23 protein-coding genes are annotated in these 26,412 nt (G+C 63.4%); 6 read left to right on the top strand and 17 right to left on the bottom strand.

Annotated features, from left to right (window positions below):
* From NKH30_RS11965 to puuE, 13 genes are all read right to left on the bottom strand, one after another.
* On the bottom strand, positions 1–1,440 hold the full coding sequence (locus tag NKH30_RS11965) for a S8 family serine peptidase (protein WP_352540349.1): 1,440 nt from the start codon (positions 1,438–1,440) through the stop codon (positions 1–3).
* Positions 1,430–2,098 (bottom strand): anti-sigma factor, encoded by a 669-nt coding sequence (locus NKH30_RS11960; protein WP_352469844.1) that lies wholly within the window; start codon positions 2,096–2,098, stop codon positions 1,430–1,432. Before NKH30_RS11960 ends, NKH30_RS11965 begins: the two co-directional genes overlap by 11 nt.
* A complete protein-coding gene (locus NKH30_RS11955; protein ID WP_352995557.1) occupies positions 2,095–2,658 on the bottom strand; it encodes a sigma-70 family RNA polymerase sigma factor in 564 nt (187 codons plus the stop codon). The genes NKH30_RS11960 and NKH30_RS11955 overlap by 4 nt, the downstream gene beginning before the upstream one ends.
* A 133-nt stretch (positions 2,659–2,791) precedes the next feature.
* Positions 2,792–3,631 (bottom strand): alkaline phosphatase family protein, encoded by an 840-nt coding sequence (locus tag NKH30_RS11950; protein WP_352995554.1) that lies wholly within the window; start codon positions 3,629–3,631, stop codon positions 2,792–2,794.
* Between the two features lie 7 nt (positions 3,632–3,638).
* Positions 3,639–5,324, bottom strand: a complete 1,686-nt coding sequence (locus NKH30_RS11945; RefSeq protein WP_352995551.1) for an ABC transporter ATP-binding protein — start codon at positions 5,322–5,324, stop codon at positions 3,639–3,641.
* Complete coding sequence (locus NKH30_RS11940) at positions 5,324–6,151, bottom strand: ABC transporter permease (protein WP_352469848.1); 828 nt, start codon at positions 6,149–6,151, stop codon at positions 5,324–5,326. The genes NKH30_RS11945 and NKH30_RS11940 overlap by 1 nt, the downstream gene beginning before the upstream one ends.
* 11 nt (positions 6,152–6,162) lie before the next feature.
* On the bottom strand, positions 6,163–7,122 hold the full coding sequence (locus tag NKH30_RS11935; protein ID WP_352469849.1) for an ABC transporter permease: 960 nt from the start codon (positions 7,120–7,122) through the stop codon (positions 6,163–6,165).
* Positions 7,123–7,138: 16 nt separating this feature from the next.
* Positions 7,139–8,725, bottom strand: coding sequence for an ABC transporter substrate-binding protein (locus tag NKH30_RS11930; protein WP_352995548.1), 1,587 nt, complete (start codon positions 8,723–8,725; stop codon positions 7,139–7,141).
* A 154-nt stretch (positions 8,726–8,879) separates the two neighbouring features.
* Positions 8,880–10,862, bottom strand: coding sequence for a CocE/NonD family hydrolase (locus NKH30_RS11925; protein WP_352995545.1), 1,983 nt, complete (start codon positions 10,860–10,862; stop codon positions 8,880–8,882).
* Between the two features lie 85 nt (positions 10,863–10,947).
* On the bottom strand, positions 10,948–11,541 hold the full coding sequence (locus tag NKH30_RS11920; protein ID WP_352540356.1) for a nucleoside deaminase: 594 nt from the start codon (positions 11,539–11,541) through the stop codon (positions 10,948–10,950).
* On the bottom strand, positions 11,541–12,044 hold the full coding sequence (locus tag NKH30_RS11915) for an ureidoglycolate lyase (RefSeq protein WP_352767343.1): 504 nt from the start codon (positions 12,042–12,044) through the stop codon (positions 11,541–11,543). The genes NKH30_RS11920 and NKH30_RS11915 overlap by 1 nt, the downstream gene beginning before the upstream one ends.
* Positions 12,041–12,889: a bifunctional allantoicase/(S)-ureidoglycine aminohydrolase gene (locus NKH30_RS11910; RefSeq protein ID WP_502896444.1), complete on the bottom strand. Its 849-nt coding sequence runs from the start codon at positions 12,887–12,889 to the stop codon at positions 12,041–12,043. Before NKH30_RS11910 ends, NKH30_RS11915 begins: the two co-directional genes overlap by 4 nt.
* A 63-nt stretch (positions 12,890–12,952) precedes the next feature.
* Entirely contained in the window at positions 12,953–14,386 is a 1,434-nt protein-coding gene (gene puuE, locus NKH30_RS11905) for an allantoinase PuuE (protein ID WP_352681526.1), read from the bottom strand.
* A gap of 173 nt (positions 14,387–14,559) precedes the next feature.
* On the opposite strand from puuE, the gene uraH reads away from it, so the two are divergent.
* The 4 genes from uraH (at position 14,560) to xdhC (ending at position 19,817) form a co-directional block, all read left to right on the top strand.
* Positions 14,560–14,934, top strand: a complete 375-nt coding sequence (gene uraH / locus NKH30_RS11900) for a hydroxyisourate hydrolase (protein ID WP_352469857.1) — start codon at positions 14,560–14,562, stop codon at positions 14,932–14,934.
* Between the two features lies 1 nt (position 14,935).
* The gene (gene xdhA, locus NKH30_RS11895) at positions 14,936–16,414 is read left to right on the top strand and encodes a xanthine dehydrogenase small subunit (RefSeq protein ID WP_352995540.1); all 1,479 of its coding nucleotides are present in this window, start codon (positions 14,936–14,938) and stop codon (positions 16,412–16,414) included.
* Positions 16,414–18,765, top strand: a complete 2,352-nt coding sequence (gene xdhB, locus NKH30_RS11890; RefSeq protein ID WP_352814115.1) for a xanthine dehydrogenase molybdopterin binding subunit — start codon at positions 16,414–16,416, stop codon at positions 18,763–18,765. The genes xdhA and xdhB overlap by 1 nt, the downstream gene beginning before the upstream one ends.
* Before the next feature lie 62 nt (positions 18,766–18,827).
* Positions 18,828–19,817, top strand: a complete 990-nt coding sequence (xdhC, locus tag NKH30_RS11885; protein WP_352970046.1) for a xanthine dehydrogenase accessory protein XdhC — start codon at positions 18,828–18,830, stop codon at positions 19,815–19,817.
* 8 nt (positions 19,818–19,825) lie between these two features.
* On the opposite strand, the gene dps is transcribed toward xdhC, so the two are convergent.
* From dps to NKH30_RS11865, 4 genes are all read right to left on the bottom strand, one after another.
* Entirely contained in the window at positions 19,826–20,314 is a 489-nt protein-coding gene (dps, locus tag NKH30_RS11880) for a DNA starvation/stationary phase protection protein Dps (RefSeq protein ID WP_352818695.1), read from the bottom strand.
* Positions 20,315–20,459: 145 nt separating this feature from the next.
* Complete coding sequence (locus NKH30_RS11875; protein ID WP_352995538.1) at positions 20,460–21,713, bottom strand: LLM class flavin-dependent oxidoreductase; 1,254 nt, start codon at positions 21,711–21,713, stop codon at positions 20,460–20,462.
* On the bottom strand, positions 21,710–22,723 hold the full coding sequence (locus NKH30_RS11870; protein ID WP_352928430.1) for an LLM class flavin-dependent oxidoreductase: 1,014 nt from the start codon (positions 22,721–22,723) through the stop codon (positions 21,710–21,712). The genes NKH30_RS11875 and NKH30_RS11870 overlap by 4 nt, the downstream gene beginning before the upstream one ends.
* 75 nt (positions 22,724–22,798) lie before the next feature.
* On the bottom strand, positions 22,799–23,719 hold the full coding sequence (locus tag NKH30_RS11865) for a LysR family transcriptional regulator (RefSeq protein WP_352452229.1): 921 nt from the start codon (positions 23,717–23,719) through the stop codon (positions 22,799–22,801).
* Between the two features lie 140 nt (positions 23,720–23,859).
* On the opposite strand from NKH30_RS11865, the gene NKH30_RS11860 reads away from it, so the two are divergent.
* The gene (locus NKH30_RS11860; protein ID WP_352928432.1) at positions 23,860–25,077 is read left to right on the top strand and encodes a urate hydroxylase PuuD; all 1,218 of its coding nucleotides are present in this window, start codon (positions 23,860–23,862) and stop codon (positions 25,075–25,077) included.
* A gap of 1 nt (position 25,078) precedes the next feature.
* Positions 25,079–26,392 (top strand): guanine deaminase, encoded by a 1,314-nt coding sequence (gene guaD, locus NKH30_RS11855; protein ID WP_352818683.1) that lies wholly within the window; start codon positions 25,079–25,081, stop codon positions 26,390–26,392.
* The last annotated feature ends 20 nt before the right edge of the window (positions 26,393–26,412 follow it).

Here is a 26,412-nt window from a genome sequence, read left to right as displayed (position 1 = left end):
CTATTCATTCGCCGCCTCGGCCGCCTTGGTGTTCAGAAGCCCGTAGCCGAAGTCATTGTCCCGCCCCTTCGCGCCGAGATCCTTTGCCGTGGCGGCAAGTGCTTTCTCGACCCAGTCGGCGGAGCGGTCGGGCGCGGCATGCAACAGATTGGCGACGGCGCCGGTCACGATCGCCGCGGCGAAGGACGTCCCGGTCACCACGTCCGAGCCGGCGCCGCTCGGCGCCACCATCTCAACGCCGGGAGCGGAGATGAAGACATAGGCGCCGCGATTGGCCTGCGGCATCAGCCCGTCCTTGGCATCGGTGGCCGTCACCGCGATCACGCCGTCGAAGGCGGCCGGATAACCATAGGGCGCCTTCGGTCCGTTATTGCCGGCGGCCGCAACCAGCACGATGCCAAGCGCACGCGCATTGCGGCAGGCGATGCCGAGCAGGTCGTTCTTCGGGCCGACGAAGCTCATATTGATGATGCGGACATCCTGCTCCGCCGCCCAGTCAAGCGCCGAAAGGACGACGTCCATGGTCGACTTGCCGCCCTCGAAGGCGCGGGCATGATAGATCCTGGCGCCCGGCGCCATGCCTTTGAACGCGCCGGTGCCGGCGATCAGTCCATCGACCGAAGTGCCGTGGTCGCGCGCCTTGATCGGCACGTCGGGCATGGCATCGAACTGCCCGGCGATGACGCCGGAGAGCGCCGGATTGCCGTCGTCGATGCCGGTGTCGATGACGCCGACGCGCACATTCTCGCCGCTGGCTTTGTCGGCATCGAGCGCGATGCGCTCGAACGCATAATTGGCGATGCTGGCCGCCTGCTGCAGCGAGTAGACATGGTTGGCCTCACGCCGCAAAGTGCGGCCGTCGGCGGCGAGCTGCGCCAGCACGACGCCGACCGGGCGGCCATCGGGAATGCCGAAGCGCACCAGCGTGTTGCCGAGCAGCCGCGACTGCCGCTGCGAGCGTATCTCGAGGCCGAACGAGGCCGCGATCTGCTGGACCGCGCCGGCATCGCCATTGACGGTGACCAGCACCTCGTCGGGCACGAAATCGCCGGTCACGGCGCGCGGCGGCTCGGTTGCCACAAGATCGGTCGGCGCAACCACCGCACCGCCCGGCACCGCAGCCTGTATTGCCGGCGCGACGGCGGGTGGGGTTGCAGTATTGCCAGGAGGTATCGGCGCCTCGGTGACTACGGCAGGATTGGGGAACAGGTCGACAATCAAGCCCGGAAGAAACACCGCGCCCGTCGTTCCATGAGCCGGCGCTTTGCCGCCATCCTTCACGCCGCCGCCATCCTTGGCGCAGTCGGCGTTGGCAGCATTTCCCCGGTTCAGGCAGTCGATCTCAGCCTGGGTGAGGTTAGGATCGTTGGTTTGTGCAACGGCAGACGCGGCGAAGATTGTGATCGCCGCCGTCAATCGAATGACCGCCTCAGCCGCCATCAGCCGGTTTCCTTCCCTCCAGGGCAGCTTCGGTGAAAGGCTGGGCGGCGATAAGGCCAAGCAGCTTCTGATAGTCGGCGGCGGTCTCGGCCGGGACGCCGACGCGGAAGACGCCGTCGGCGGTCGGCCCGCCAGCGATCTTCAACTGGTTCTGGTCGAGAAAAGCGACGATATCGGACAGCTTCGCATCCGGTTTGAACTTCACCAGTGCAAACGGCATTTTGGCCAGATCGTCCTCCGATCCGGCAATCTCGAAATCGCCACCTCTGTTGCCGGTCTGCACAAAGGATTGCGCGACGACCAGGGCCAGCAGCACCGCGGCCGCGGCCCAGGCGACGCCGGCGGGCACCGCCATGAAGCGGCTCCAGGCTTGCGCCAGCCAGGACGATGCCGCCGGCGCGCGGGACGGGCCGGCCTCGGCGTCGAGCGCCTTGGCAAAGCGGCTGAGCGCATCGGCCGGCGGGCGGATTGCCTCGTTTGCGGCAGCGGTGCCGGAGAATTCGGCCTCGGCCTCGCCTAGTGCGGCCATCGCCGCCGGATCGCTCGTCAGCCATTCCTCGATGGCTTCGAGCTCGGTGCCCTCCAGCGAGCCGTTCAGATAAAACGGCAGCAGCATTTCCATTTCGTCGCGGCGTGACATCTTTTCAGCGGCGCTCATGGCCACCCCCTGTCGTAACCGGCGGCCTTGAGGGCTTCGCCGAGTTTCTTGCGGGCGTAGAACATCCTGGTCTTGACCGTTGCGACCGGGATGCCGAGTACCTCGCCGATCTCGCTCACCGATTGCCCGTGATAATAGGCAAGGTCGATCACCGTGCGGTGCTCTTCCGGCATGGCATCGATAAAGTGTCGCAAGGCGGCGGCCTTGTCTTCCTTCATCGTCACGACTTCAGGCGTGTCGGCGCCGTCGGCGACCTGGGCCGCGTCATCGTCGTCGATCCAGTCTTCCTTCTTCTTGCGCAGCAGGGACAGCGCCTTGAAGCGGGCAATGCCGAGCAGCCATGTCGAAACCTCCGAGCGCCCCTCGAAGGCCGGTGCCTGCCGCCAGAGTTCGAGGAACACCTCGTTCGCGATATCGTCGGCCATCAGTTCCGATCCCGTCTGGCGTGCCACGAAGCGGTAGACCCGCGCGTGGTGGCGCATGAACAGGAGCCGCACGGCGGCACGGTCGCCTTTCGCGACCCGCTCGACAAGCGCGCGATCGGTCTCCGCGGCCGTCATCGCCGGTCGAGCCGCCTGGCTCCTGCCTGCTCTGTCGCTGATCGGCCCAAAAAGGTTCACCGCATCCGCCCGTATATCTGCGGAGGCTAACTGAAGAGCGGGAGCGTTGCCAGAGGGAGAAGAGGGCGCGCGCTCAACTCAGGAACGGCTTTGCCTTCATCGTCGCCGGCACCGGCACGCCGAGGCGCGCAAGCACCGTCGGCGCGAGCTGCAACTGATCGAGCAGCGTACTGGCTTCCGGACCCTCGCCGGATCCGAAGTAGTAAAGTGCGAAATCCTGCATCTCCTCGTCGTGGCCGCCATGATGGCCGCGATCGGTCTGGCCATGATCGGCGGTGACGATCACCTCGTAGCCGGCTTCCCGCCAGCGCGGCAGGAAGCCGGCGAGCATGGCGTCCATTGCATAGACGGCATGATCCATCTCGTGGCAGTCATGGCCGAAGCGGTGGCCCATCGAGTCCAGAGTACAGCTGTGCAGGATGCCGTAATCGATGCCGTAGCGCCTGGTCAGCATGGTCAACGTCGCGAACAGGTCGACGTCGCTCGGCGTCATCTGGTTCCTGGCATTGTAGCCGGTCATGGTGTGGAACCGGCCATGGCTGATCGGCCTGCCCGGCTGGTCGAACTCCATGTCCTCGACCAGGTCGAACGGATAGGCCCGGAAGAATTCGGACCAGTAGGAGTGGGTGACCGCACCGGTCTTGCCGCCGGCCCTGCTGACTTCGGAAAAGATGTCCGGCTGTTCGACGCGAAACCGGTTCTCGTTCGACAGGATACCGTGCACTTGCGGCGGCACGCCGGTGTGGATCGAGGCATAGCAGGATGCCGAGGTCGACGGCAGCACGGAACGCATTTTCCATACGCGGGCTTCGCCTGATTGCACCCAGCCTTCGAGATTGCCCATCAGCCGTCGCCAGTTCCGGTAAGGCACGCCGTCGAGGATGATGAGCAACAGTTTTGTGTCGAGCGCCACGGAGTGTCTAATTTCCCGCGCTGGCCATGCGCCGTCCCTTGATCGCCTTTTCCAGCCAGCCGATCTCCATTTCGGGCACCGACGATAGCAAAAGATCCGTATAGGCATCGAAGGGCGGCGTCAGCACCTTGCTCTTGGCGCCGTAGCGCACCACTTCGCCGCGATACATCACGGCGATCGAATCGGCGATCGATTTCACTGTTGCGAGATCATGGGTGATGAACAGATAAGCGACGTTTTCCTCTTTCTGCAGCCCGAGGAGCAGCTCCAGTATGCCGTGGGCGACCAGCGGATCGAGCGCCGAGGTCACCTCGTCGCAGATGATCAGCTTCGGCTTGGCGGCGAGCGAACGGGCGATGCAGACGCGCTGCTTCTGGCCGCCCGAAAGCTCGGCCGGATAGCGGTCGACATAGCCTTTACCCATTTCGATCTTATCGAGGAGTTCGGCGACGCGTTTGTCGCGCTCGCGCCCGCGCATCCCAAAATAGAATTCCAGCGGCCGACCGATGATGGTGCCGACCGTCTGGCGCGGGTTCATCGCCACGTCGGCCATCTGGTAGATCATCTGCAGCTGGCGCAGGTCCTCCTTCGGCCGGTCGGCAAGCCGGTTGGCGAGCGGCCGTCCGTCGAAGGTGACGGTGCCTTGTTCGGGCGGCAAGAGGCCGGTGATGGCGCGCGCCAGTGTCGATTTGCCGGAGCCGGACTCGCCGACCACCGCCAGCGTCTGGCCGGGGAAAATATCGACCGAGACGTTCTTCAGCACCTTGATGTGACTGCGGCCATAGGCGGCGGTGATGTTCTTGACCGACAGGAACGGGCTCGTGCCGGGCTTCTGCTCCTGGTGTTCGATCTCATGCACCGAAACCAGCGCGTTGGTGTATTCCTGGCGCGGCTCCTTGATGATCTGACGGGTGCCCCCCCATTCGACCAGCCGGCCGTGGCGCAGCACCATGATCTCGTCCGAGACCTGGGCGACGACGGCAAGATCGTGAGTGATGTAGAGCGCCGCGACATGCGTGTCGCGGATGGCATCCTTGATCGCCGCCAGGACATCGATCTGCGTGGTCACGTCGAGCGCCGTGGTCGGCTCGTCGAAGACGATCAGGTCGGGTTCCGAGCACAACGCCATTGCCGTCATCACGCGCTGCAGCTGACCGCCCGACACCTGGTGGGGAAAGCGCTCGCCGATGCTTTCGGGGTTCGGCAGGCTGAGCTTCTTGAACAGCGCCACGGCGCGCTTTTCGGCTTCGGCCCGCGTCGCCGTGCCGTGCAGGAGTGCTGCCTCGACCACCTGGTCCATCAGCCTGTGCGCCGGATTGAAGGCGGCTGCCGCCGATTGCGCGACATAGCAGACCTCGCGGCCGCGCAATTTGCGAAACCCTTCGTTGCCGCCCTTCAGGATGTCGCGGCCATTGAGGATGACCTCGCCGCCGGTGATGCGCACGCCGCCGCGGCCGTAGCCCATCGACGACAGGCCGATGGTCGATTTGCCGGCGCCGGACTCGCCGATCAATCCGAGCACCTTGCCCTTTTCGAGAATCAGCGAGACATCGTGCACCAGCACGATGTTCTTCGGCGCCTCACCCGGCGGATATACCGTGGCCTCGATGCGCAGATTGCGGATGTCGAGCAGCACGCCGGAGTTTGGTTGCCCGGGCTTCGGTTGCCCGGGCTTTGGTTGCTTGTCAGCCATTACCCGCGTCCTCCCTTCAGGCTTGTCGTGCGGTTGAGCACCCAGTCAGCGACGAGATTGACGGAAATCGCCAGCGCTGCGATCGCCGCCGCCGGAATGAGGGCGGCGCCTATGCCGAAGACGATGCCATCCTTGTTTTCCTTGACCATGCCGCCCCAATCGGCGTCCGGCGGCTGCACGCCAAGCCCGAGGAAGGACAGCGTCGACAGGAACAGTACGGCATAGATGAAGCGCAGGCCGAGTTCCGAAACCAGCGGCGACAGCGCATTGGGCAGGATTTCCCGGAAGATGATCCAGCCGCTGCCTTCGCCGCGCAATTTGGCCGCCTCGACATAGTCCATGACGTTGATATCGACGGCGACCGCCCTCGACAGGCGGTAGACGCGGGTCGAGTCGAGAACGCCCATGACCAGGATCAGCGTCACCAGATTGGATGGCAGCACCGACAGCACCACAAGCGCCATGATCAGCGTCGGGATCGACATCAGGAGATCGACGAGACGCGACAGAAGCGTGTCGAACCAGCCGCCGAAAACCGCCGCCGAGAAGCCGAGGATGGCGCCGAGCGAGAACGACAGCGCGGTCGCCAGCACCGCGATGAACAGGGTGATGCGGGCGCCATAGATCATGCGCGACAACAGATCGCGGCCGAGATTGTCGGTGCCCAGCCAATGCGCCGCCGACATCGGTTCCCAAGGGACGTCGCTGACGATCTCGGCATTGCCATGCGGCGCGATCCACGGCGCAAAGATCGCTGCCAGCACGAACAGCGCCGTCAGCACGATGCCGACCAATGCCGGGATGGGGATGCGTTTGATGACGAGCATACCCGCCCCCCTCATTTCGGATGTCTGAGGCGCGGATTCGCGACGATCGCCGCTATGTCCGCGATGATGTTCAGGCTGATGTAGACAGCGGCGAAGATCAGCCCGACCGCCTGCACCACCGGCACGTCACGCTTGGTGACGTGGTCGACGAGGTATTGGCCCATGCCTGGATAGACAAAGATAACTTCGACCACGACGACGCCGACGATCAGGTAAGCGAGATTGAGCATCACGACGTTGATGATCGGCGCGATGGCATTGGGGAAGGCATGCCTGCGGATGACCGCGAAGGCCGACAGCCCCTTCAGTTCGGCGGTCTCGACATAGGCGGACTGCATCACATTGAGGATCGCAGCGCGCGTCATGCGCATCATATGCGCGAGCACCACCAGGGTCAGCGCTGCCGCCGGCAGTGCTATGGCCTGAATGCGTTCGCCGAAAGGCATCCCGTCATAGACCGTGGAAATGGCGGGAAACCATTGATGTTGCACCGCGAAGAAAAAGACGAGCACATAGCCGATGAAGAATTCCGGAAACGAGGTCGAGGCGAGCGCTAACCCGGAGATCAGCTTGTCGACCCAGCCATTGCGGTAGCGCACCGCGATCAGGCCGAGGATGATCGCCAGCGGCACCGCGACGATCGCCGCCCAGAAGGCGAGGAACAGCGTGTTCCACAGCCTTCCCTTGATCGAGGTTGCGATATCCTGACCGCTCGACATAGCCGTGCCGAGATCACCGGTCAGGATGCCGCCGAGCCAACGAAAATAACGGATGTAAGCGGGATCATTGAGGCCGAGCTGCTCGCGCAGATTGGCGAGCGACTCCGGTGTCGCCGACTGCCCGAGAATGGCTTGCGCGACGTCGCCGGGCAGGATTTGGGTGCCGGCGAAGATCAGGACCGAAACGGCCAACAGCAGCAGAATGCCCAGCGCAATGCGCTGGGCCACCAGTTTCACGATGGGTGAGGACATATCCGCAAGGCCGGGCTCAGGCTTCGAGCCAGCACTTCGCCAGAGCATATCCGTTCATCAACTCCTGATGCGGATCATCCACCCAGCCGGCGACCTTGGCGCCCGTCGCGTCGATGAACTGATTGAACATCGGCAGGATCAAGCCGCCCTCGTCGCGCACCATCACAGCCATGTCGTGGTACATTGCCTTGCGCTTGGCCTCTTCGAGCTCGGCGCGAGCCGCCAGCACCATCTTGTCGAAATCCGGACGCTTGAAACGTGTGTCGTTCCAGTCGGCCGTCGACAGATAGGCGGTAGAGTACATCTGGTCCTGCGTCGACCGGCCGCCCCAGTAGGAGGCGCAGAAGGGCTGCTTGTTCCAGACTTCCGACCAGTAGCCGTCGCCCGGTTCGCGTTTGATCTCCAGCTTGATGCCGGCCTTGGCCGCGCTTTGCTGGAACAGCTGTGCGGCATCGACGGCACCGGGGAAGGCGACGTCCGACGTCCGGAGCAGGACGGCACCGTCATGGCCCGATTTCTTGTAGTGGAACTTGGCCTTATCGGGATCGTATTTGCGCTGCTCGATCTCGGTGAATAGCGGGTACGATGCATTGATCGGGAAGTCGTTGCCGAGCGAGCCATAGCCACGCAGCACCTTGTTCAGCATCTCCTCGCGGTCGATCGCCAGCTTCAACGCCATCCGCAAGTCGTTGTTGTCGAACGGCGCGGTGTCGCAGTGCATGATGAAGACGTAGTGGCCGGGTCCCGAATGGTTGCGGATGGTGACGCCGGGCACGCGCTTGATCAGATCGACGATCTTCGGCTCGACCCGGTTGATCATGTTGACCTGGCCGCCCTGCAGCGCCGCCGTGCGGGCCGTGGCGTCGTTGATGACGATGATCTCTATCTGGTCGGCATGGCCCATCTTGTCGCCCTGCCAGTAATTGGCGAAGCGCTCGCCGCCATGGCGCACGCCGGGCTCGTTGGTGGTGACCTTGTAAGGACCCGCCGAGATACCGGCATCGGCCTTGTCCTTGCCGCCGTTCGGCTGGATGATCAGGTGATAGTCGCTAAGCAGGTAGGGCAGGTCGGCATTCGGCTCCTTCAGCGTCAGCACCACTTCCTTGCCGCTGGCCTTTATGCTCTCGATGCCTTTCATGTAACCGAGCGCGCCGGACTTCGACTTCTCGTCCGAATGGCGTTCGAGGGTGGCGGCCACGTCCTCTGCGGTCACCTTCTTGCCGTTGTGAAACTCGACGCCATCGCGGATCTTCAGCGTCCAGGTCTTGGCGTCGTCCGACGAGCCGATCTCCTCGGCAATGCGGTTCTCGAGCTTGCCTTCGGGAGACAGTTCGACGATCAGTTCGCCCCACATCTTGCCGAAGGCGAACGGCACCTGCGTCATAAACAGCGCCGGATCGAGGCTGTTGGTGGACTCGCCACCGACCAGGCCGGCCTTGAGCGTGCCGCCCTTGACCGGACCCGCCGCGCGGGAAGCGCTGGATAGCAGCGAATTGGCGAAGGTTGCGGTGACGCCGAGCGCTGCTGCCCGGCCGAGAAAATCGCGACGGCTCAGCTTGCCGGACGCAACGCGCCGGCTCAGATATTCCAGTTCGTTCGACATGTTGAGTTCCTCACTCTGTTGGTCCGACCTTATGGTCGTTTTTCTCATTTCAATCGGGAGAATAATGACCGTAAGGGAAAGCGGTAAGCAAGACCGAATGCGACATGCCGTGGCGTAAATCGTGCGTCGCAATTGGACCAATCGCTATAAGCGCTCAAAGCAGCACGCGCGGGATTTTCTCCTCGAAATTGCGCTCGAAGACGAGTTTCTCGCCTTCATAGGCTTCAATTCTGGCGCTAACCACGAAGCTTTGCGCGTCGGACCGCATTTCGGCGAAGGTTTCGGTGCGCACCGACCATCCATTTCGCGACAGCGTCTGGCTCCAATGCGTCTTGCCCGAGGCTGACAGCGGATTGTCAGGATGGATCGCCCATGTCTCCCTGGCGATGCTCCCGTGGGCGAGGCCATGCTCCAGGTCGCGCACCTCACCGAAATCGTCGACGATGGAAACCGTAATCATTCCGGTCTTTTCGTCGCGATCGACATGACGCTCGGAATTGGCGGGCCGAAGCGTCTCCGTTGCCCAGGGCGCAGCACCTTCGGGAGCGGGGAAGGTGACCTCGTCGCCTGTCGCTGGCGGGCGTACCGGCAGCATCAATGTCGCGGCCGACAATTCCAGCCGGACCGGCTCCGGCGACGGCCAGATCATCGGCCAGTAGGCGTTCGAAACGGCAACGCGCAAGCGATGGCCGGCCGGCACGCGATAGGCGCATTGGTCGAGCACCACCCGGGCGCTGACGGTTTCGCCGGGCACCAGCGCTTCGGGAAATTCGTGCGAGTTGCGATGCGTCAGGTTGAGCACGCCGTACGAGATCAGCTCCGATGCCCCGTCCGGATGGACGTCGCACAGCCGAACCGCGATGTTCGCCTGGCGCCGGTCCGACGAGACGCTGGCCACAACTTCGGGAGCACCGACAATGTCGACCGTTTCGGTCAGCACCGGCTGGTCGAAGCACACCGACAGCGCATCGTCGGGGCGCTGGTCACCCGGCAGTTCCGGGCCGAAGGTGAAGGGGAAATATTCGCCGCCGGCGAGGCCGCAGCTTTGCGGCGAAGCGACGATAGCGTGGTTGCCTTCAGCGATAAGCTCAACCTCTTGGGTCTTGATGTTGGGCGACGGCCATTCCGATTCAGCGACCCAGCGGCCCGGGCGCTCGGGATGCCAGCGCGCCGGACGCACGCTGTCCATGACATAGGCGCGGTAGGCGGGGTCGGCCTCGACGCCGGTGTCGATGTCCTTCAGCCAGCGGTCCCACCAGCGCAAGGCCTCCTGCAGGAAGCCGATGCGCGGTTCGGGCGCGGCGTAATGCGGGTATTTGTGGATCCACGGGCCGACGATGCCCTTGACCGGCGCCTCGATATTGACGGCGAGATGGGAAATCGTATTGCGATAGCCATCATGCCAGCCGCCGATCGACAGCACCGCGGCATGGATGGCGGAATAGTCCTCGCAGATCGAGCCGCGCTTCCAATAGGCATCGCGATGCTGGTGCTTCAGCCACAGCGGTGCCAGGAATGGCTGGTTCTCCAGCCTGGTCAGCCACAGGTCGCGCCATCTGTTGTCGCCGGCCAGCAACGGATCCGGCGGCCTTGACGAATAGGACAGCATGGTCGAGGCCCAGCCGAAATTCTCGATCAGCAGGCAGCCGCCCTTGTAGTGGATGTCGTCGGCATAGCGGTCGACCGTCGAACAGAGACTGATGACCGCCTTCAGCGCCGGCGGCTGCTTGGCTGCTACCTGCAGGCAGTTGAAGCCGCCCCACGAAATGCCCATCATGCCGACATTGCCGTTGCACCAGGGCTGGTCCGCCGCCCAGGCGATGACGTCGCAAGCGTCCTGCAATTCCTGCTCGGAATATTCGTCGTCCATCAGCCCTTCGGAATCGCCATTGCCGCGCATGTCGACGCGGATCGAGGCGTAGCCGTGGCCGGCAAAATAGGGATGCGTCAGCTGATCACGATAGATCGTGCCGTCGCGCTTGCGATAGGGCAGGTGTTCGAGGATTGCCGGCACTGGATCGTCGGCAGCATCGGCCGGCATCCACACCCGCGCCGACAGCCGGCAGCCGTCCGGCATGATGATCCCCATATCCGGAAATTCGACGATCTTTCGTGGGAATTCAGTGACGATTTTCATGCGGGCGAACTCCAGGAGCGCCAGATGATGGAGCCCGTGAGAGCGCGTCATGGGCCAGTCAACGAATTCGGCTGGTCAATCCGCGTCAATTCAGCGGTATGTCGTTTTCGGCCTTGCTTGCTTGATAGGCGGCGGACAATTCGTCATAGCGCGCTGATATTGCGCCGATACGCGCTTCCAGCCGCTCGCGCTCGGCATCGGGCAGCGAGCGCACCAATTTGCGGATCGAAAAGCTCTTCCAATAGGCATTCTCGGCATTGTAGCCGCCGGGATCGAGGGTGAAGACCTCTTTCAGGATCTTCAAATCGTGCGGGATGTCGAAGCTGTCGCGCGAGTCTTCGTGGCTGAACAGATAGAAGAAATTGTCGAAGCCGGTCCAGGTGATCGCCGACAGGCAGAGCGAGCAGGGTTCGTGCGTGGCAAGAAAGATAGCGTCCTTGGTGTCGACGCGTTCGGCTTTAGGCATTTCGTAGAAGCGCTTCAGGCAATGCACCTCGCCGTGCCAGAGCGGGTTTTCGGTCTCGTTGTTGGTTTCGGCAAGCACCAGCGAGCGGTCGTCCTTGCGCAGGATCGCCGCGCCGAACAGCTTATTGCCGTGCGCGACGCCTTCGACGGTCTTCGGCACGATGTCGTGCTCGATGACGTCGAGCAGTCGGTCGATCAGCGAAATGTCGGTCATCATCTAATCCCGTCGGGAAGATCGATCTCGTAGGCGTGCGAGAAATGGCACTCTTCGAGATTGGAGCCGTCGCCGCCGCGGTCGACGACCACAAAATCCTGGACATCGCCGATCGGCGTCAGCACTCCGTGCCACAGATTGCGCGGATAGTTGATGCCTTGCCCGGGCGCGGTGATGAAGGCATGCGGCTCGCCCGGGCCCTCTTCGCCGTCATGGCAGACGACGACCAGGAACGGCCGTGGTGACAGCGGGATGAAGGCCTGGCTGCCAAACGGATGGCGCTCCACCATGGTAAGCTTCAACGGCAGCTCATAGGGCGTGCCACGCACCATCGAGATCAGCACGCGCGCATTCGGCCCTCGTGCTTCCGCCGTGGCGAGGTCATGGTAGCGCTCAGCCTTGCCGCCATTGATCGGATAATGGTTGTCGCCGCCCATATCGATGACGTCGCCGAATTCGGCGAAATTCTCGCGGGTCAGCGGCCGCGCGACGATGCGGGTCATGGTGTGGGTCTCACGACGCCGGCGCTGCCAAGCTTGGCGTGGCGGTTGACGTCCTTATAGAGGAGATAGCGGAATTTGCCCGGCCCGCCGGCATAACAAGCCTGCGGGCAGAAGGCGCGCAGCCACATATAGTCGCCGGCTTCGACTTCGACCCAATCCTGGTTGAGACGGTAGACCGCCTTGCCCTCCAGCACATAGAGCCCGTGTTCCATGACGTGCGTCTCGGCGAAGGGAATGACCGCGCCAGGCTCGAGCGTGACGATGGTGACATGCATGTCGTGGCGCATGTCGGCCGGATCGACGAAGCGCGTCGTCGTCCATCGGCCTTCGGTACCCGGCATTGGCGTCGGCGCGATTTCCTGTTCGTTGGCGAAGAACGCTTGCGGCTGGTCGATGCCGTCGACTGCGTCATAAGTCTTGCGGATCCAGTGAAAGCGGACGGCGGCACCGCTTTCATTGCGCACCGTCCACCCGCTCGCCGGCGGCAGGTAGGCAAAGCCGCCCGGCCTTAAGCTATGTTTCTTGTCGGCAAGCGAAACGCATAGCTCGCCTTCGACTACGAACAGGGCACCTTCGGCGGCGGCGTCAAGCTCAGGGCGGTCGCTGCCGCCGCCGGGCGCGAGCTCGACGATGTATTGCGAAAACGTCTCGGCAAAACCCGATAGCGGCCGCGACAGCACCCAGACGCGTGTCCTATCCCAGAACGGCAAGGCGCTGGTGACGATGTCCTGCATCACACCCTTGGGGATGACCGCATAGGCCTGTGTGAACACAGCGCGGCCGGTCAGCAATTCACTCTGGCCGGGATGTCCGCCCTGCGGCGCATAATAGGTTCGCTCGGCCATTTTCATCATATCCATAAATTCAAGCCTGTTGCGGAAGCCAGGGCCCATGGCGGCAGCCAAAGCCTATTGCGGAAGCATGTCCTTGAGACGAAGCAGCGCGATGCACTCGACCTGTCTGCAGGCGGTTTCGAATTCGACGTCGTGGCTGTTGCCGATACGCGCCTCGAACTCGGCCAGGATCTCCGCCTTGGTCTTTCCTTTCACCGCAATAATGAAGGGGAAACCGAAACTGGTGACGTAGGCGGCATTGAGTTTTGCGAACAGCTCGCGCTCCTTCTCGGTCAGCGCGTCGAGCCCTGCCGAAGCCTGTTCCCTCGACGATTCCGCCGTCAGCCGCTTGGCCTGTGCCAGTTTTCCGGCAAGATCGGGGTGGGCATTGAGCACAGCAAACCGCTCGGCCTCGCTTGCCGCGCGAAAGACGCGGCAGAGCGCATTGTGCAGGCCGCCGGCACTGTCATGGGCCGGGCCGAGCTCCAGCTCATAAGCGCGCTCGGCAACCCACGGCGAATGCTCGAAGACGCCGCCGAATGTGTGGACGAAGGCCTCGAATTCCATTTTCGACGGGCGCAGCGCCGGCAACCGGAACGGATGCGTCTCCTGCCAGTGTTTTGCAATGTCGATGCGTCGTGCCAGCCAGACCTTGTCATGCGATTTGACGTAGTCGATGAAGCGCTTCAGTGCCGCGACCCGGCCCGGCCGGCCGACCAGGCGGCAGTGCAGGCCGATGTTCATCATACGCGGCCGCCCTGCCTTGCCCTCGACATAGAGCGTATCGAAACTATCCCTGAGATAGGCAAAAAACTGGTCGCCCGAATTGAAGCCCTGCGGCGTGGCAAAGCGCATGTCGTTGGCGTCGAGCGTGTAGGGTATGATCAGCTGCGGTTTCGCCGTGCCATCCGGCACCACGTGCTCGAACCAGTAGGGCAGCTCGTCGTCATAGGTATCCGACACATAGTCGAAGCCGCCCTCTTCCGCCGCCAGCCGCACCGTGTTGATCGAGGTGCGGCCGGTGTACCAGCCGGTCGGCCGCGCCCCTGTCACCTCATAATGCAGCCGGATCGCCGCCTCCATGTCGCGGCGCTCGTCTTCCGGGGTATGGTCGCGGTAGTCGATCCATTTCAGCCCGTGCGAAGCGATCTCCCAGCCGGCCTCCTGCATCGCCGCAACCTGGTCGGGCGAACGTGCCAGGGCCGTGGCGACGCCATAGCAGGTGATCGGCACCTGTGCCTCGCTGAACAGGCGCAGTAATCGCCAGAAGCCGGCTCGGGCGCCGTATTCGTAGATCGATTCCATGTTCCAGTGGCGCTGGCCAGGCCAGGGCGCGGCGCCGACGATCTCCGACAGGAAAGCCTCCGAAGCCTTGTCGCCGTGCAGGACGCAATTCTCGCCGCCCTCTTCGTAATTGACGACGAACTGCACCGCGACATGCGCCCCGCCGGGCCATTTCGGATCCGGCGGATTGGCTCCGTAGCCGCGCATGTCTCGTTCGTAACGCATTCTCGCTCCTGCCGGAAATTGTAATCAGGATAGTCGAAAGGAGTGCCTGCGCATTCCCCCGAAATTTTTGAAAGTGTTTTTGTCGCGCTCCGCTCGACCGGGACTTATGCATCGCCTTTAATTGGCGCACAATTCATGAATAGTGTTCGACCGTTCAGGGAATGGAGCAGCCAGTGGCGGAAACGTCGAAAGCCGAAGGCGGGCGCCTGACGACCCACGTCCTCGACACTGCGGCCGGCAAACCGGCGGCCGGTCTGTCGATCGAGCTCTATCATCTTGACGGTCAGGCCCGGACGCATCTGAAAACGGTCGTCACCAATCACGACGGCCGTTGCGATGCTCCGCTGCTTGCCGGCGCTGAATTCCGCACCGGCGAATACGAGCTGGTCTTTGCGGCCGGCGATTATCTGCGCGGGCAAGGGACAAAACTGGCGGAACCGGCCTTCCTCGACCATGTGCCGATCCGCTTCGGTATGGCCGAGCCGATGCACTATCATGTGCCGCTGCTTCTGTCGCCGTACGGCTATTCGACCTACCGGGGAAGCTGAGATGGCAGGGATCAAGACACGCAACGAAATCCGCTTCATCCTCAATGGCGAGGACGTCGCGCTCGGCACGGTTGCACCGGACCAGACCCTGCTCGACTGGCTGCGGCTCGACCGCTCGCTGCGCGGCACCAAGGAAGGTTGCGCCGAGGGCGACTGTGGCGCCTGCACGGTGCTGGTCGGCAGGCTCTCCGGTGGAACACTGGTCTATGAAAGCGTCAATGCCTGCATCCGCTTCCTTGGCTCGCTAGACGGCACGCATATCGTGACCGTCGAGCATCTGCGCGGCGCAGGAAAACTGCATCCCGTGCAGCAGGCCATGGTCGATTTCCACGGCTCGCAATGCGGCTTCTGTACACCGGGTTTCGTCATGTCGCTTTATGCTCTGTGGATGCGGGCGCCGGAGCCGTCGGACGCCGCCATCGAAAAGGCGCTGCAAGGCAATCTCTGCCGCTGCACCGGCTACGAGGCGATCATGCGCGCCGCACGTGCCATCTCCAGCTACGGCACGGCGGCAAAGGATCCGTTGGCGGCGGAGCGCAAGGCAGTCACGGCCAAGCTCGAAGCGATGAAGGACGGTTCGCGCATCGAGATCGGCTCCGGCAACAAGCGGCTGATCGTGCCGGCCAATGCCGACGATCTGGCCAGCGTACTCGTCAAGGAGCCGGGCGCCACTATCGTCGCGGGTTCGACCGATGTCGGCCTTTGGGTGACCAAGCACATGCGCGATATTGCGCCGGCGGTTTTCATCGGCAATCTCGATGGTCTGTGCGGGATTTCCGAGGACAAGGGCGTCATCTCGATCGGCGCCGGTGTCACCTATAGCGAAGCCTTCTCGACGCTGGCGAAACGCATCCCGGCGCTCGGCCCGCTGTTCGACCGCATCGGCGGCGATCAGGTGCGCAACATGGGCACCATCGGCGGCAATATCGCCAACGGTTCGCCGATCGGCGACACGCCGCCGCCGCTGATCGCACTCGGTGCCCGCCTGACGCTGCGCCGCGGCGACAAGCGTCGAACGATCCCGCTCGAGGAGTTTTTCATCGCCTATGGCAAGCAGGACCGGCAGCCCGGCGAATTCGTCGAGGCCGTGCATGTTCCGGTGCCGGGCAGCGAGACGAAATTTGCCGTCTACAAGATCACCAAGCGCCGCGACGAAGATATCACAGCAGCGCTAGGCGCGTTTTTCCTGAAGCTCGCCGAGCATGGCACGGTGGCGGATGTGCGCATCGCCTATGGCGGCATGGCGGCAAGGCCGAAGCGAGCCTTTGGCGTCGAAAAGGCATTGCTTGGCAAGCCCTGGACGGAAGCGACGGTCGAGGCGGCGATGGCCGCGTATGCCGGCGATTTCACGCCGCTAACCGACATGCGGGCAAGCGCCGAATACCGGGCGCTGGCGGCGCGCAACCTGCTGCTGCGCTTCTTTGCCGAAACCACCGGCACCCGGGCGCCGATCCAGGTATCACGGCACGAGGCGGCATGATGAACAAGCACGCCACGCCAAACCTGAAGGCGCAAAAAATCGCCGGCGGCGTCGCCACCGACCAGCGCCATGATTCCGCGCACAAGCATGTCAGTGGCACGGCCGTCTATATCGACGACATGCCGGAACCGGCCGGCACGCTGCACGGCTGCCTTGGGCTTTCGACGGCGACGCATGCCACCATCACCAGCATGGACCTGTCGGCGGTGCGCGCCGCACCCGGCGTCATCGACGTGCTGACGGCGAGCGACGTGCCAGGCGAGAACGACATTTCGCCGACCGGCCGTCACGACGAGCCGGTGCTGGCCGACGGCAAGGTGCAATTCTTTGGCCAACCGATCTTCTGCGTCATTGCCGAAACCCGCGAGCAGGCGCGCCGTGCAACGAGGCTGGCCAAGGTCGAATACAAGGAATTGCCGTTCGTCGCCGATGTCGGTGAGCTCGATCCCCGGAAAGATAAGCTGGTCACGCCGCCGCTGACGCTGAAGCGCGGTGATGCAGCGGCTGCGATCAATGCGGCGCCGCGCCGGCTGAAGGGAAAAATGCGCATAGGCGGCCAGGAGCATTTCTATCTCGAAGGTCATATCGCCTTGGCCATCCCTGGCGAGGACCACGACGTCACCATCTATTCCTCGACCCAGCACCCGAGCGAAATCCAGCACATGGTCAGCCACGCGCTCGGTGTTCCGAGCCATGCGGTGACGGTGGAAATCCGCCGGATGGGCGGCGCTTTCGGCGGTAAGGAAACGCAAGGCAATCAGTTTGCGGCATTGGCCGCTATCGCCGCGAAGAAACATCATCGGGCCGTGAAAATCCGGCCTGACCGCGACGACGACATGATCGCCACCGGCAAACGCCACGATTTCCTCGTCGACTACGAGGTCGGCTTCGACGACCAGGGCAATATTCTGGGCGTAGATTTCATGTTCGCGGCGCGCTGCGGCTTCTCGGCCGACCTCTCCGGCCCGGTCACTGACCGCGCGCTGTTCCATTGCGACAACACCTATTTCTGGCCGGCGGTGCACGCGCAATCGGCGCCGCTCTACACCAACACGGTATCGAACACTGCCTTTCGCGGCTTCGGCGGCCCGCAAGGCATGGTCGGCGCCGAGCGCGTCATCGACGAAGTCGCGTTTGCCGTCGGCAAGGACCCGCTCGAAATCCGCAAGAAGAATTTCTACGGCACCAGCGACCGCAACATCACGCCCTATCACCAGATAGTCGAGGACAACATCATCCACCGCATCGTCGCCGAGCTGGAGGCGAGTTCCGACTATGCGAGGCGCCGCCGCACCATCGATGCTTTCAATGCCAACAGCCGCTTCATCAAGCGCGGACTGGCGCTGACGCCGGTCAAGTTCGGCATCTCGTTCACCGCCACCCACTACAACCAGGCCGGCGCGCTGGTGCATGTCTATACCGACGGTTCGGTGCATCTGAACCACGGCGGCACCGAGATGGGGCAGGGCCTCTATGTCAAGGTGGCGCAGGTTGTGGCGGAAGAGTTCCAGATCGACCTCGATCAGGTCAAGATCACCGCGACGACGACCGGCAAGGTGCCGAATACCTCGGCCACCGCCGCGTCTTCCGGCTCCGATCTCAACGGCATGGCGGCGCAGAATGCCGCCCGCCAGATCAAGGACCGGTTGACCAATTTTGCCGTCGAGAGATACCAGGTGCCGCGCGACCAGGTGCTGTTCCTGCCCAACCGCGTGCGCATCGGCAACCAGGAGATCGCCTTCGCCGATCTCGTCAGGCAGGCTTATATGGCGCGCATCCAGCTTTCGGCGGCGGGTTTCTACAAGACGCCGAAAATCCATTGGGACCGCGACAAGGGCGAGGGCCATCCCTTCTACTATTTCGCTTACGGCGCCGCGTGCTCGGAAGTGTCTGTCGACACGCTGACCGGCGAATATATCGTCGAGCGCACCGACATCCTGCACGAAACCGGCCGCTCGCTGAACCGCGCCATCGACCTCGGCCAGATCGAGGGCGGCTTCATCCAGGGCATGGGCTGGCTGACAACGGAGGAACTGTGGTGGGACGACAAGGGGCGGCTGCGCACCCATGCGCCATCGACCTACAAGATCCCGCTCGCGTCGGACCGGCCGAAGATTTTTAATGTGACTTTGGCCGACTGGGCGCAAGCAGGCGAGCCGACGGTGTACCGCTCCAAGGCGGTCGGCGAGCCGCCCTTTCCGCTCGCAATGTCGGTGCTGCATGCGCTGTCGGACGCAGTGGCGAGCGTTGCCAGCCACAAGATCTGCCCGCGCCTCGACCCGCCGGCCACGCCGGAGCGTGTGCTGATGGCGATCGAACGGCTGAAGCGGGAAGCCAAAACCGGCACTTGAATCCCGGAAAACGTGCAATTCAGGCCGAAAAACTCTATATTTCCCGATAGGGAACGCAAATGATGAACGCGAAAGTGCAGAGCCTGAAAGCCTTTCTTGCCGGCGCCGGCCGGGTCGCCTTCGTTGAGGTGGCCCGGACAAAAGGTTCGACGCCGCGCGAGACGGGTGCCTTCATGCTCGTCTCAGGATCGGCCACTTTCGGTACGATCGGCGGCGGCCAGCTCGAATACATGGCGATCGACAAAGCGCGACAGATGCTTTTCTCCCCCCTTGAGGGGGAGATGGCCGCGGAGCGGCCAGAGGGGGTCGTCTCAGAAGGTACCGCCAGCGCGTCGAGCACTGCCGCGGCGACCCCACCCGGCGGCTTCGCCGCCACCCTCCCCTCATGGGGGAGGGATATCCGCGCCACCCTCGACATCGCGCTCGGCCCGGACATCGGGCAGTGCTGCGGCGGCAGGGTCGAGCTGCTGATCCAGCTAGTCGACCCCACGCTTGAAGCCAAGCTGGTTGCGGCGGCGGAAACCGAGGAAGCGCAGCGACCGCATGTCTACATCCTCGGCGGCGGCCATGTCGGCCAGGCGCTGGCCTCCGCGATGGCCTTGCTGCCGGTGCATGTCGTCGTTGTCGAGACGCGAGCCGAGGCGCTCAAAGGCATGCCGGAAGCGGTCGAAACCAAGCTGACGCCGATGCCTGAGGCGATGGTGCGCGAAGCCCCGGCTGGATCCGCCTTCGTCGTCCTTACACATGACCACGCGCTGGACTTCCTGATCGTCGCCGAGGCTCTGAAACGCCGGGATGCCGCCTATGTCGGCATGATCGGCTCCAGAACCAAGAAGGCGACGTTCCGGAACTGGTTCCTGAAATCGGCGGACGGAAGCGAGGCGGAATTTGCCCGCCTCGTCTCGCCGATCGGCGGCGATGCGGTGAAAGACAAGCGCCCGCAAGTCATTGCAGCGCTCGCCGCGGCCGAGATTATGACGGCGTTGGCCGGCCATGCGGCGGCACCGTCCGCTCAGTCCAAAGCCCCTCACCGCAAGGCGATGGCCGGCTGACGTTTTGGCTATTCGTTCTCCTGCGTGTGCGCCTCAAGGAACCACAGCAATTTGTCGAGCGAGCGTGAATAGGCTGTGAAGATGTCGGCGGTGTCGGCATCGCCCGCGCCGGCCGCCTCGTCGATCGCCGCGCGTGCCCGCTTGGCGGTTGCGGCATAGCGGTCGATCAGCGCCGCCAGATGATCCCGGGTCTTGTGGATGTCGGTCGGATAGGCCTCGAGCATAGTCGCCTTCGACACCTCTTGCGATGTGCCGAGCGCCGTCCCGCCGAGCTGTACGGCGCGCTCGGCAATGGTGTCGACATGGCCGTCGAGCTCCTCGCGGAACGTGTCGAGCATCTCGTGGATGGCGATGAATTGCGGTCCCTTGACGTTCCAGTGCGCCTGCTTGGTGATCAAGGCCAGATCGATGGCGTCGGCGAGGCGGGCATTGAGAAGATCGATACACTCTTTCTTGGCATTGGATTGCAGGTCATTGCGGGTGGCGATGGCATCCATGATCGGCTCCTGTGGCGGTTGCGTCCGCGTGGTTTGAAAAGAGGGCGAAGTTTGGGATGGTCAATCGAATATGCGCGCAGACGCCCTCATCGCCGCGGCACAGCATCCCAAAACGGCGATTTCCGACTTTCGTTCCGCTCGTCGTTTACGCCGGCGTTTTCAAGCCCAGATGGTCGCGCAGAGTGCTGCCTTCATAATCCTTCCGGAAAAGCCCGCGCCGCTGCAGCTCTGGCACGACAAGCGTGGCAAAGGCTTCGAGTTGGCCGGGAAAATAGGATGGCATGACGTTGAAACCGTCTGCCGCGCCGCCCTCGAAGCGTGCCTCGAGCTGGTCGGCGATCTGGGCCGGAGTTCCGACGACGCGCCAATGACCGCGCGCGCCGGCGAAATGACGGGCAAGCTGGCGAATGGACAGCTTGTCGCGGCGGGATTGCTCGATGACGAGCGCCTGCCGGCTCTGCATGCCTTCGCTGGCCGGCAGCTCGGGCAGCGGTCCGTCGATGGGATAGCGCGCGAGATCGGATATGCTGAGATAGCTGGAAAGCAGCGCGACACCGATATCGTCCGGTATCAGCTCCTGCAGTTCGTCATGTTTTGCCCGGGCTTCCGCTTCGCTTGCCGCAACCACCGGCGCGACGCCAGGCATGATCTTGAGGTCGTCCGGCTCGCGCCCATAGGCCGCCAGCCGTCCCCTGAGGTCGTCGTAGAAAGCCTTCCCCTCCTCGAATGTCTGCGCCGCAGTGAACACCACATCGGCGGTCCGGGCGGCGAGATCGCGGCCTTCGTCCGACGCTCCCGCCTGAACCATGACCGGCGCACCTTGGGGCGAGCGCGGCAGATCGAGCGGGTCGCGCACCGAAAAGCTTCTGCCTTCGTGTCCGCCCTGGCCTTGCCAAAGGCCAGCAACCACGGCAGCGAATTCGCGCGCGCGTTCGTAGCGGTCGGCATGCGGGCGCAGACCGGTCGAGCCGAAATTGGCGGCCTCGATCTGGCTGGCGGAAGTGACAAGGTTCCAGCCGGCACGGCCGCCGCTCAGGTGGTCGAGCGACAGGAAGGTTCGCGCCAGCCCGTAAGGCTCGTTATAGCTCGTCGACGCCGTTGAGACGAGGCCGATGCGCTCCGTCTGCACCGCGAGCGCGGCAAGCAGGCTGATCGGCTCGAAGCCGATCGAGCGTGAGGTCTGGCTGGCGATATCGACATTGGCCTCACGCACGCCGGCGGCGTCCTCGCAGAAGATCATGTCGAACTTCGCCGCTTCCGCCGTCCGCGCCAGCTGGATGTAGTGATCGATGTCGATGCCGGCCGTGACATGCGCCTGCCGATGGCGCCAGGCGGCGATGTGGTGGCCTGTCGCCCACAGGAAGGCGCCGAGCTTCATCTGCCGTAGACCGGTACTCATTGCCGATCCTCCCCGGCAAGTCCGAGATGGGAGCGAAGTGTCGCCCCGCGGTAACCAGGCCTAACGAGGCCGCGGCGGCGAAGGCCCGGCAGCACGCAATCAACGAAATTGTCGAGCGCTACCATCCGCGGCATGAGAATGTTAAAACCGTCACAAGCTGTGGAGCGAAAGCACTCTTCGAGCCGATCCGCAAACATGTCCGGGGCGGCGGCTATTTCGGCAACCGCGACAACGTTCATCAGCACTTTCAGCGCCTCCGGCCTGCGCCCGAACGCAAGCGCACGGCGCTTCAGATCGTCAGCCTTCGCCGGCTCGATCGATGGCTCATCCAGCAGGACGACATCGGCGGTGCGGGCGGCGATATACATGGCGGGCTCGGACAGGCCGGACATGACCAGCACCGGCGTGTCCTGCGGCGACCGCGCCACGTTGAGCGGCCCGCGCACGGAAAAGTATTCGCCCTTGTGGTCGAGAAGGTGCATCTTCTCGGGATCGAAGAAGCGGCCGCCAACTTTGTCGAACAGCAGCGCGTCTGCGTCCCAGCCTTTCCACAAGCCTTGCACGATGCCGATGAATTCATCGGCGCGCAGGCGGAAATCGTCGCAGGAAAACCCTTCCGGCCGGCTGAAATTGGCGGCCTCGCGCGGGTCGGGCATCATGCTCGCGTTCCAGCCGGTGCGGCCATGGCTGATGATATCGAGCGAGGCGAAACGGCGCGCGAGATTATAGGGCCGGTGGGCGACCGTCGACGCGGCAGCGACGAGGCCGATCCTGCTTGTCACCGTCGCCAGGGCCGCCACCAAGGTCGTTGCTTCGAAGCGCATTTGCCGGTTCAGCCCGCCTGCAACCGGCGCGGAATCGCCGAGCAACACCATGTCCAGACCGGCCGCTTCGGCTTCTTGCACGAACCGCGTCAGCAGACTGAAGTCCGGGCCGGCGTCGGGCGGATGGGAAGGAGCGGCTTCCGGAGACAGTGAAACGGCGAGACACATTGTGGCGCCGTTGGCCATCGCTTTTCCCTGTTGAGCGAGATTCCTTGAGAATTATCTCGCCGGCTGGACGGAAAGCAACCGGCCAGCCAGCGATCATTTGCCGGCCAGAATATCCCTGATCAGCCGCTGGCAGCGCTCGGCCATGAAATCGAGCAGCAGCCGCACCTTCGGATCCTGCAGCTTCTTGTGCGGGTAGACGGCGGCGAACTGCACCGGCGTCGGCGGCGTGTTGCTCAGGATCACCTTCAGCCGCTGGTCGCGGATAAACGGCTCGACCTCGAAGCGCGGCTTGTTGATGATACCGCGGCCGGACAGCGCCCAGCCGGTCAGCACGTCGCCATCATCGGTATCGTAGGGGCCGTGCACCTCGAACTTTTGCGGCCCATTCGGCGTCTGCAGCGTCCAGACATATTCGCGCGCGCCGGAATAGCGCAGCATCAGGCAATCGTGTTTCTTGCCGATCAACTCCTGCGGCTCGGTCGGCTCGCCGCGCACGTCCAGATATTGCGGAGCCGCTACCAGCACGCGTTCGCAGTCCATGATGCCGCGCATCCTGAGGCTGGAATCCTCGATGATGCCCAGCCGGAACGCAACGTCGATGCCTTCCTTCATGATATCGACATTGTGATCGGAAAGCCGGAGCCGCACCTCGATATCTGGGTACCTGTCGTGGAAATCCGGGATTCCGGATGCTACCAGCCGCCGCCCGAGGCCGAGCGGCGCTGTCACCTTTATAGTGCCGCGCGGCTGGCCGGATAGCGCGCTGACCGCCGCTTCCGCCTCGGTGACCGCCTCCAGCACCTGCTTGGCGCCAGAGTAGAACACGGTGCCGTGCTCGGTCGGCATCAATTGTCGCGTCGTGCGGTTGAACAGCCTGACGCCCAGGTGCTTCTCGAGCTCCTTGATCCGGTTAGAGGCGACCGCGGGCGAAATGCGCATGTCGCGCCCAGCCGCCGACAAATTGCCGAGCTCGACGACGCGGACGAAAACGGCGATGTTGTCGAGATAGGCCATGCGGCTTCCGTGGCTCTCATGTGGCTGCGTATGATCAGCCTAGTATTTTCCAATTTTTTTTGAAAGTCATCGTGCAGCTCGGCCCTTTCCGTTTGCGCTCCAGTCCGTAAAGTCAGTGGATCGGCAGGGACGATTTTTTCATGATGGATTTCGCGATATTCTGGGATTGGCTGAGTTTCGCCGTGCGCTGGCTGCACGTCGTCACCGGTATCGCCTGGATTGGATCGTCCTTTTATTTCGTCGCGCTCGATCTCGGGCTGCGCCAGCGTCCGGGCATGCCTACCGGAGCCTTCGGCGAGGAATGGCAGGTGCATGGCGGCGGCTTCTACCATGTGCAGAAATATCTGGTGGCGCCGGCTGAGATGCCCGAGCATCTGACCTGGTTCAAGTGGGAATCCTACGCCACCTGGCTGTCGGGCTTCGCCATGCTGTGCGTCGTCTACTATGCCGGGGCGGACCTGTTCCTGATCGATCCGAATGTCCTTGCCATGTCGGTGCCTACAGGCATCTTGCTGTCGCTGGCGACGATCGGCGTCGGCTGGGTGGTCTACGATCTCTTGTGCCGTTCGCCGCTCGGCAACAGCGACACCGGCCTGATGCTGGTGCTGTATGGGGTGCTGGTATTCATGGCCTGGGGACTGACCCACCTGTTCACCGGCCGCGCCGCCTTCCTGCATCTCGGCGCCATCACCGCGACGATCATGTCGGCCAACGTTTTCATGGTCATCATCCCAAACCAGAAGATCGTCGTCGCCGACCTGATCGCCGGCCGTAAGCCCGATCCGAAATACGGCAAGATCGCCAAACAGCGCTCGCTGCACAACAATTACCTGACGCTGCCGGTTTTGTTCCTGATGCTGTCGAACCATTATCCGCTGGCGTTCGGCACAGAGTTCAACTGGGTCATTGCCTCGCTGGTGTTCATCATCGGCGTGCTGATCCGGCACTATTTCAATACCAGGCACGCGCGCAAAGGCAATCCGACGTGGACCTGGCTGGCCGCCGCCGTCCTGTTCGTCGTCATCATCTGGCTGTCGACGGCACCGAAGCTGCTGACCGGCGAGGTCAAAACGTCCTCGGCGGCACAGGTCTACGTCGCCTCGGCGCATTTTCCCGCCGTGCGTGATACAGTGCTTGGCCGCTGTTCGATGTGCCATGCGGCGGAGCCGTCCTACGAGGGCATTTACCACGCGCCTAAGGGCGTGATGCTCGATACCGATGCCGGCATCGCCGAGCACGCCGGCGAGATCTACCTGCAGGCCGGACGCAGCCACGCCATGCCGCCCGCCAACGTCACCCAGATCACCGACAAGGAACGGGCACTGCTGGTAGCCTGGTTCGAAGGCGCGGGGAAATAGCATGACCAGCACGCTGCTGCGCGGCCGCACGCTGTCGTTTTTGCGCTGGCCAGAAACCATCGACGACCATTCCGCCTGGCGCTACGAGCAAGATGGCGGCCTGCTGATGCGCGACGGAAGGATCGTTGCCGCTGGCGCCTATGCCGAGGTCGAGAAAAAGGCGGGCGAGGGAACAAAAAAGATCGACCACAGGCCACATCTGCTGCTGCCCGGGTTCATCGATGCGCATGCACATTTTCCGCAGATGCAGGTCATCGCTTCCTTCGGCGCCGAACTGCTCGACTGGCTGAACACCTACACTTTTCCGGAAGAGACCAAATTCCAGAACGCCCAGCATGGCCGCCGTATCGCCAGGCTGTTCCTGGATGAAGTGTTGCGCCACGGCACCACGACAGTCGCGGCCTATTGCTCGGTACACAAGGAATCTGCCGAAGCGTTCTTTGCAGAGTCGCACGACCGCAACATGCTCAACATCGCCGGCAAGGTGATGATGGACCGCAACGCGCCGGACGGCGTGCTCGACACGCCGCAATCGGGCTATGACGACAGCAAGGCGTTGATCGATGAGTGGCACGGCAAGGGGCGCCAGCACTATGCCATCACGCCGCGCTTCGCCATCACCTCGTCGCCCGAGCAATTGGAGATGGCGGGCGCGCTCTGCCGCGAATATCCTGATCTGCACATGCAGACGCATCTGTCGGAAAACCACGCCGAGATCGCCTTCACGCAGCAATTATACCCGCAGACGCGGGACTACACCGACATCTACGAACACTATGGGCTGCTCGGGCGCAGAAGCCTGTTCGGCCATTGCATCCACCTGTCGGAGCGCGAGGCGGATGCGCTTTCGGATAGCGGCTCGGTGGCGGTGTTCTGCCCGACCTCCAACCTGTTTCTCGGCTCGGGCCTGTTCGATTATCAGCGCTATAGCCGCCGCGAGAAGCCGCTTCGCATCGCCGCCGCCACCGATGTCGGCGGTGGCACCAACTATTCGATGCTGCGCACCATGGACGAGGGCTACAAGGTGATCGCGCTGAACGGCGAGAAGCTCAATCCGTTCCAGTCCTTCTGGCAGCTGACCCGCGGCAATGCCGAGGCGCTGTCGCTTGCGGAAAGGATCGGCACCCTGGAGGAAGGCAGCGACGCCGATATCATCGTGCTCGACGCCCGCGCCACGCCGGCGATGCGGCTGCGGGTGGAGACGGCGGACACGCTCGCCGAGGAATTGTTTCTGCTGCAGACGCTCGGCGATGACCGCGCCGTGCGCGAGGTCTATGTCGCCGGCCGGGCGGCCAAGGCGGATATAGCGGTTTAGCCGTCGTATGCGGCCGGCTT

The sequence above is a fragment of the Mesorhizobium sp. M1273 genome (assembly GCF_040318195.1).
GTDB lineage: Bacteria > Pseudomonadota > Alphaproteobacteria > Rhizobiales > Rhizobiaceae > Mesorhizobium.
Note: the sequence above shows the minus strand (reverse complement) of the source record. Positions and strands in the feature narration are given on the sequence as shown.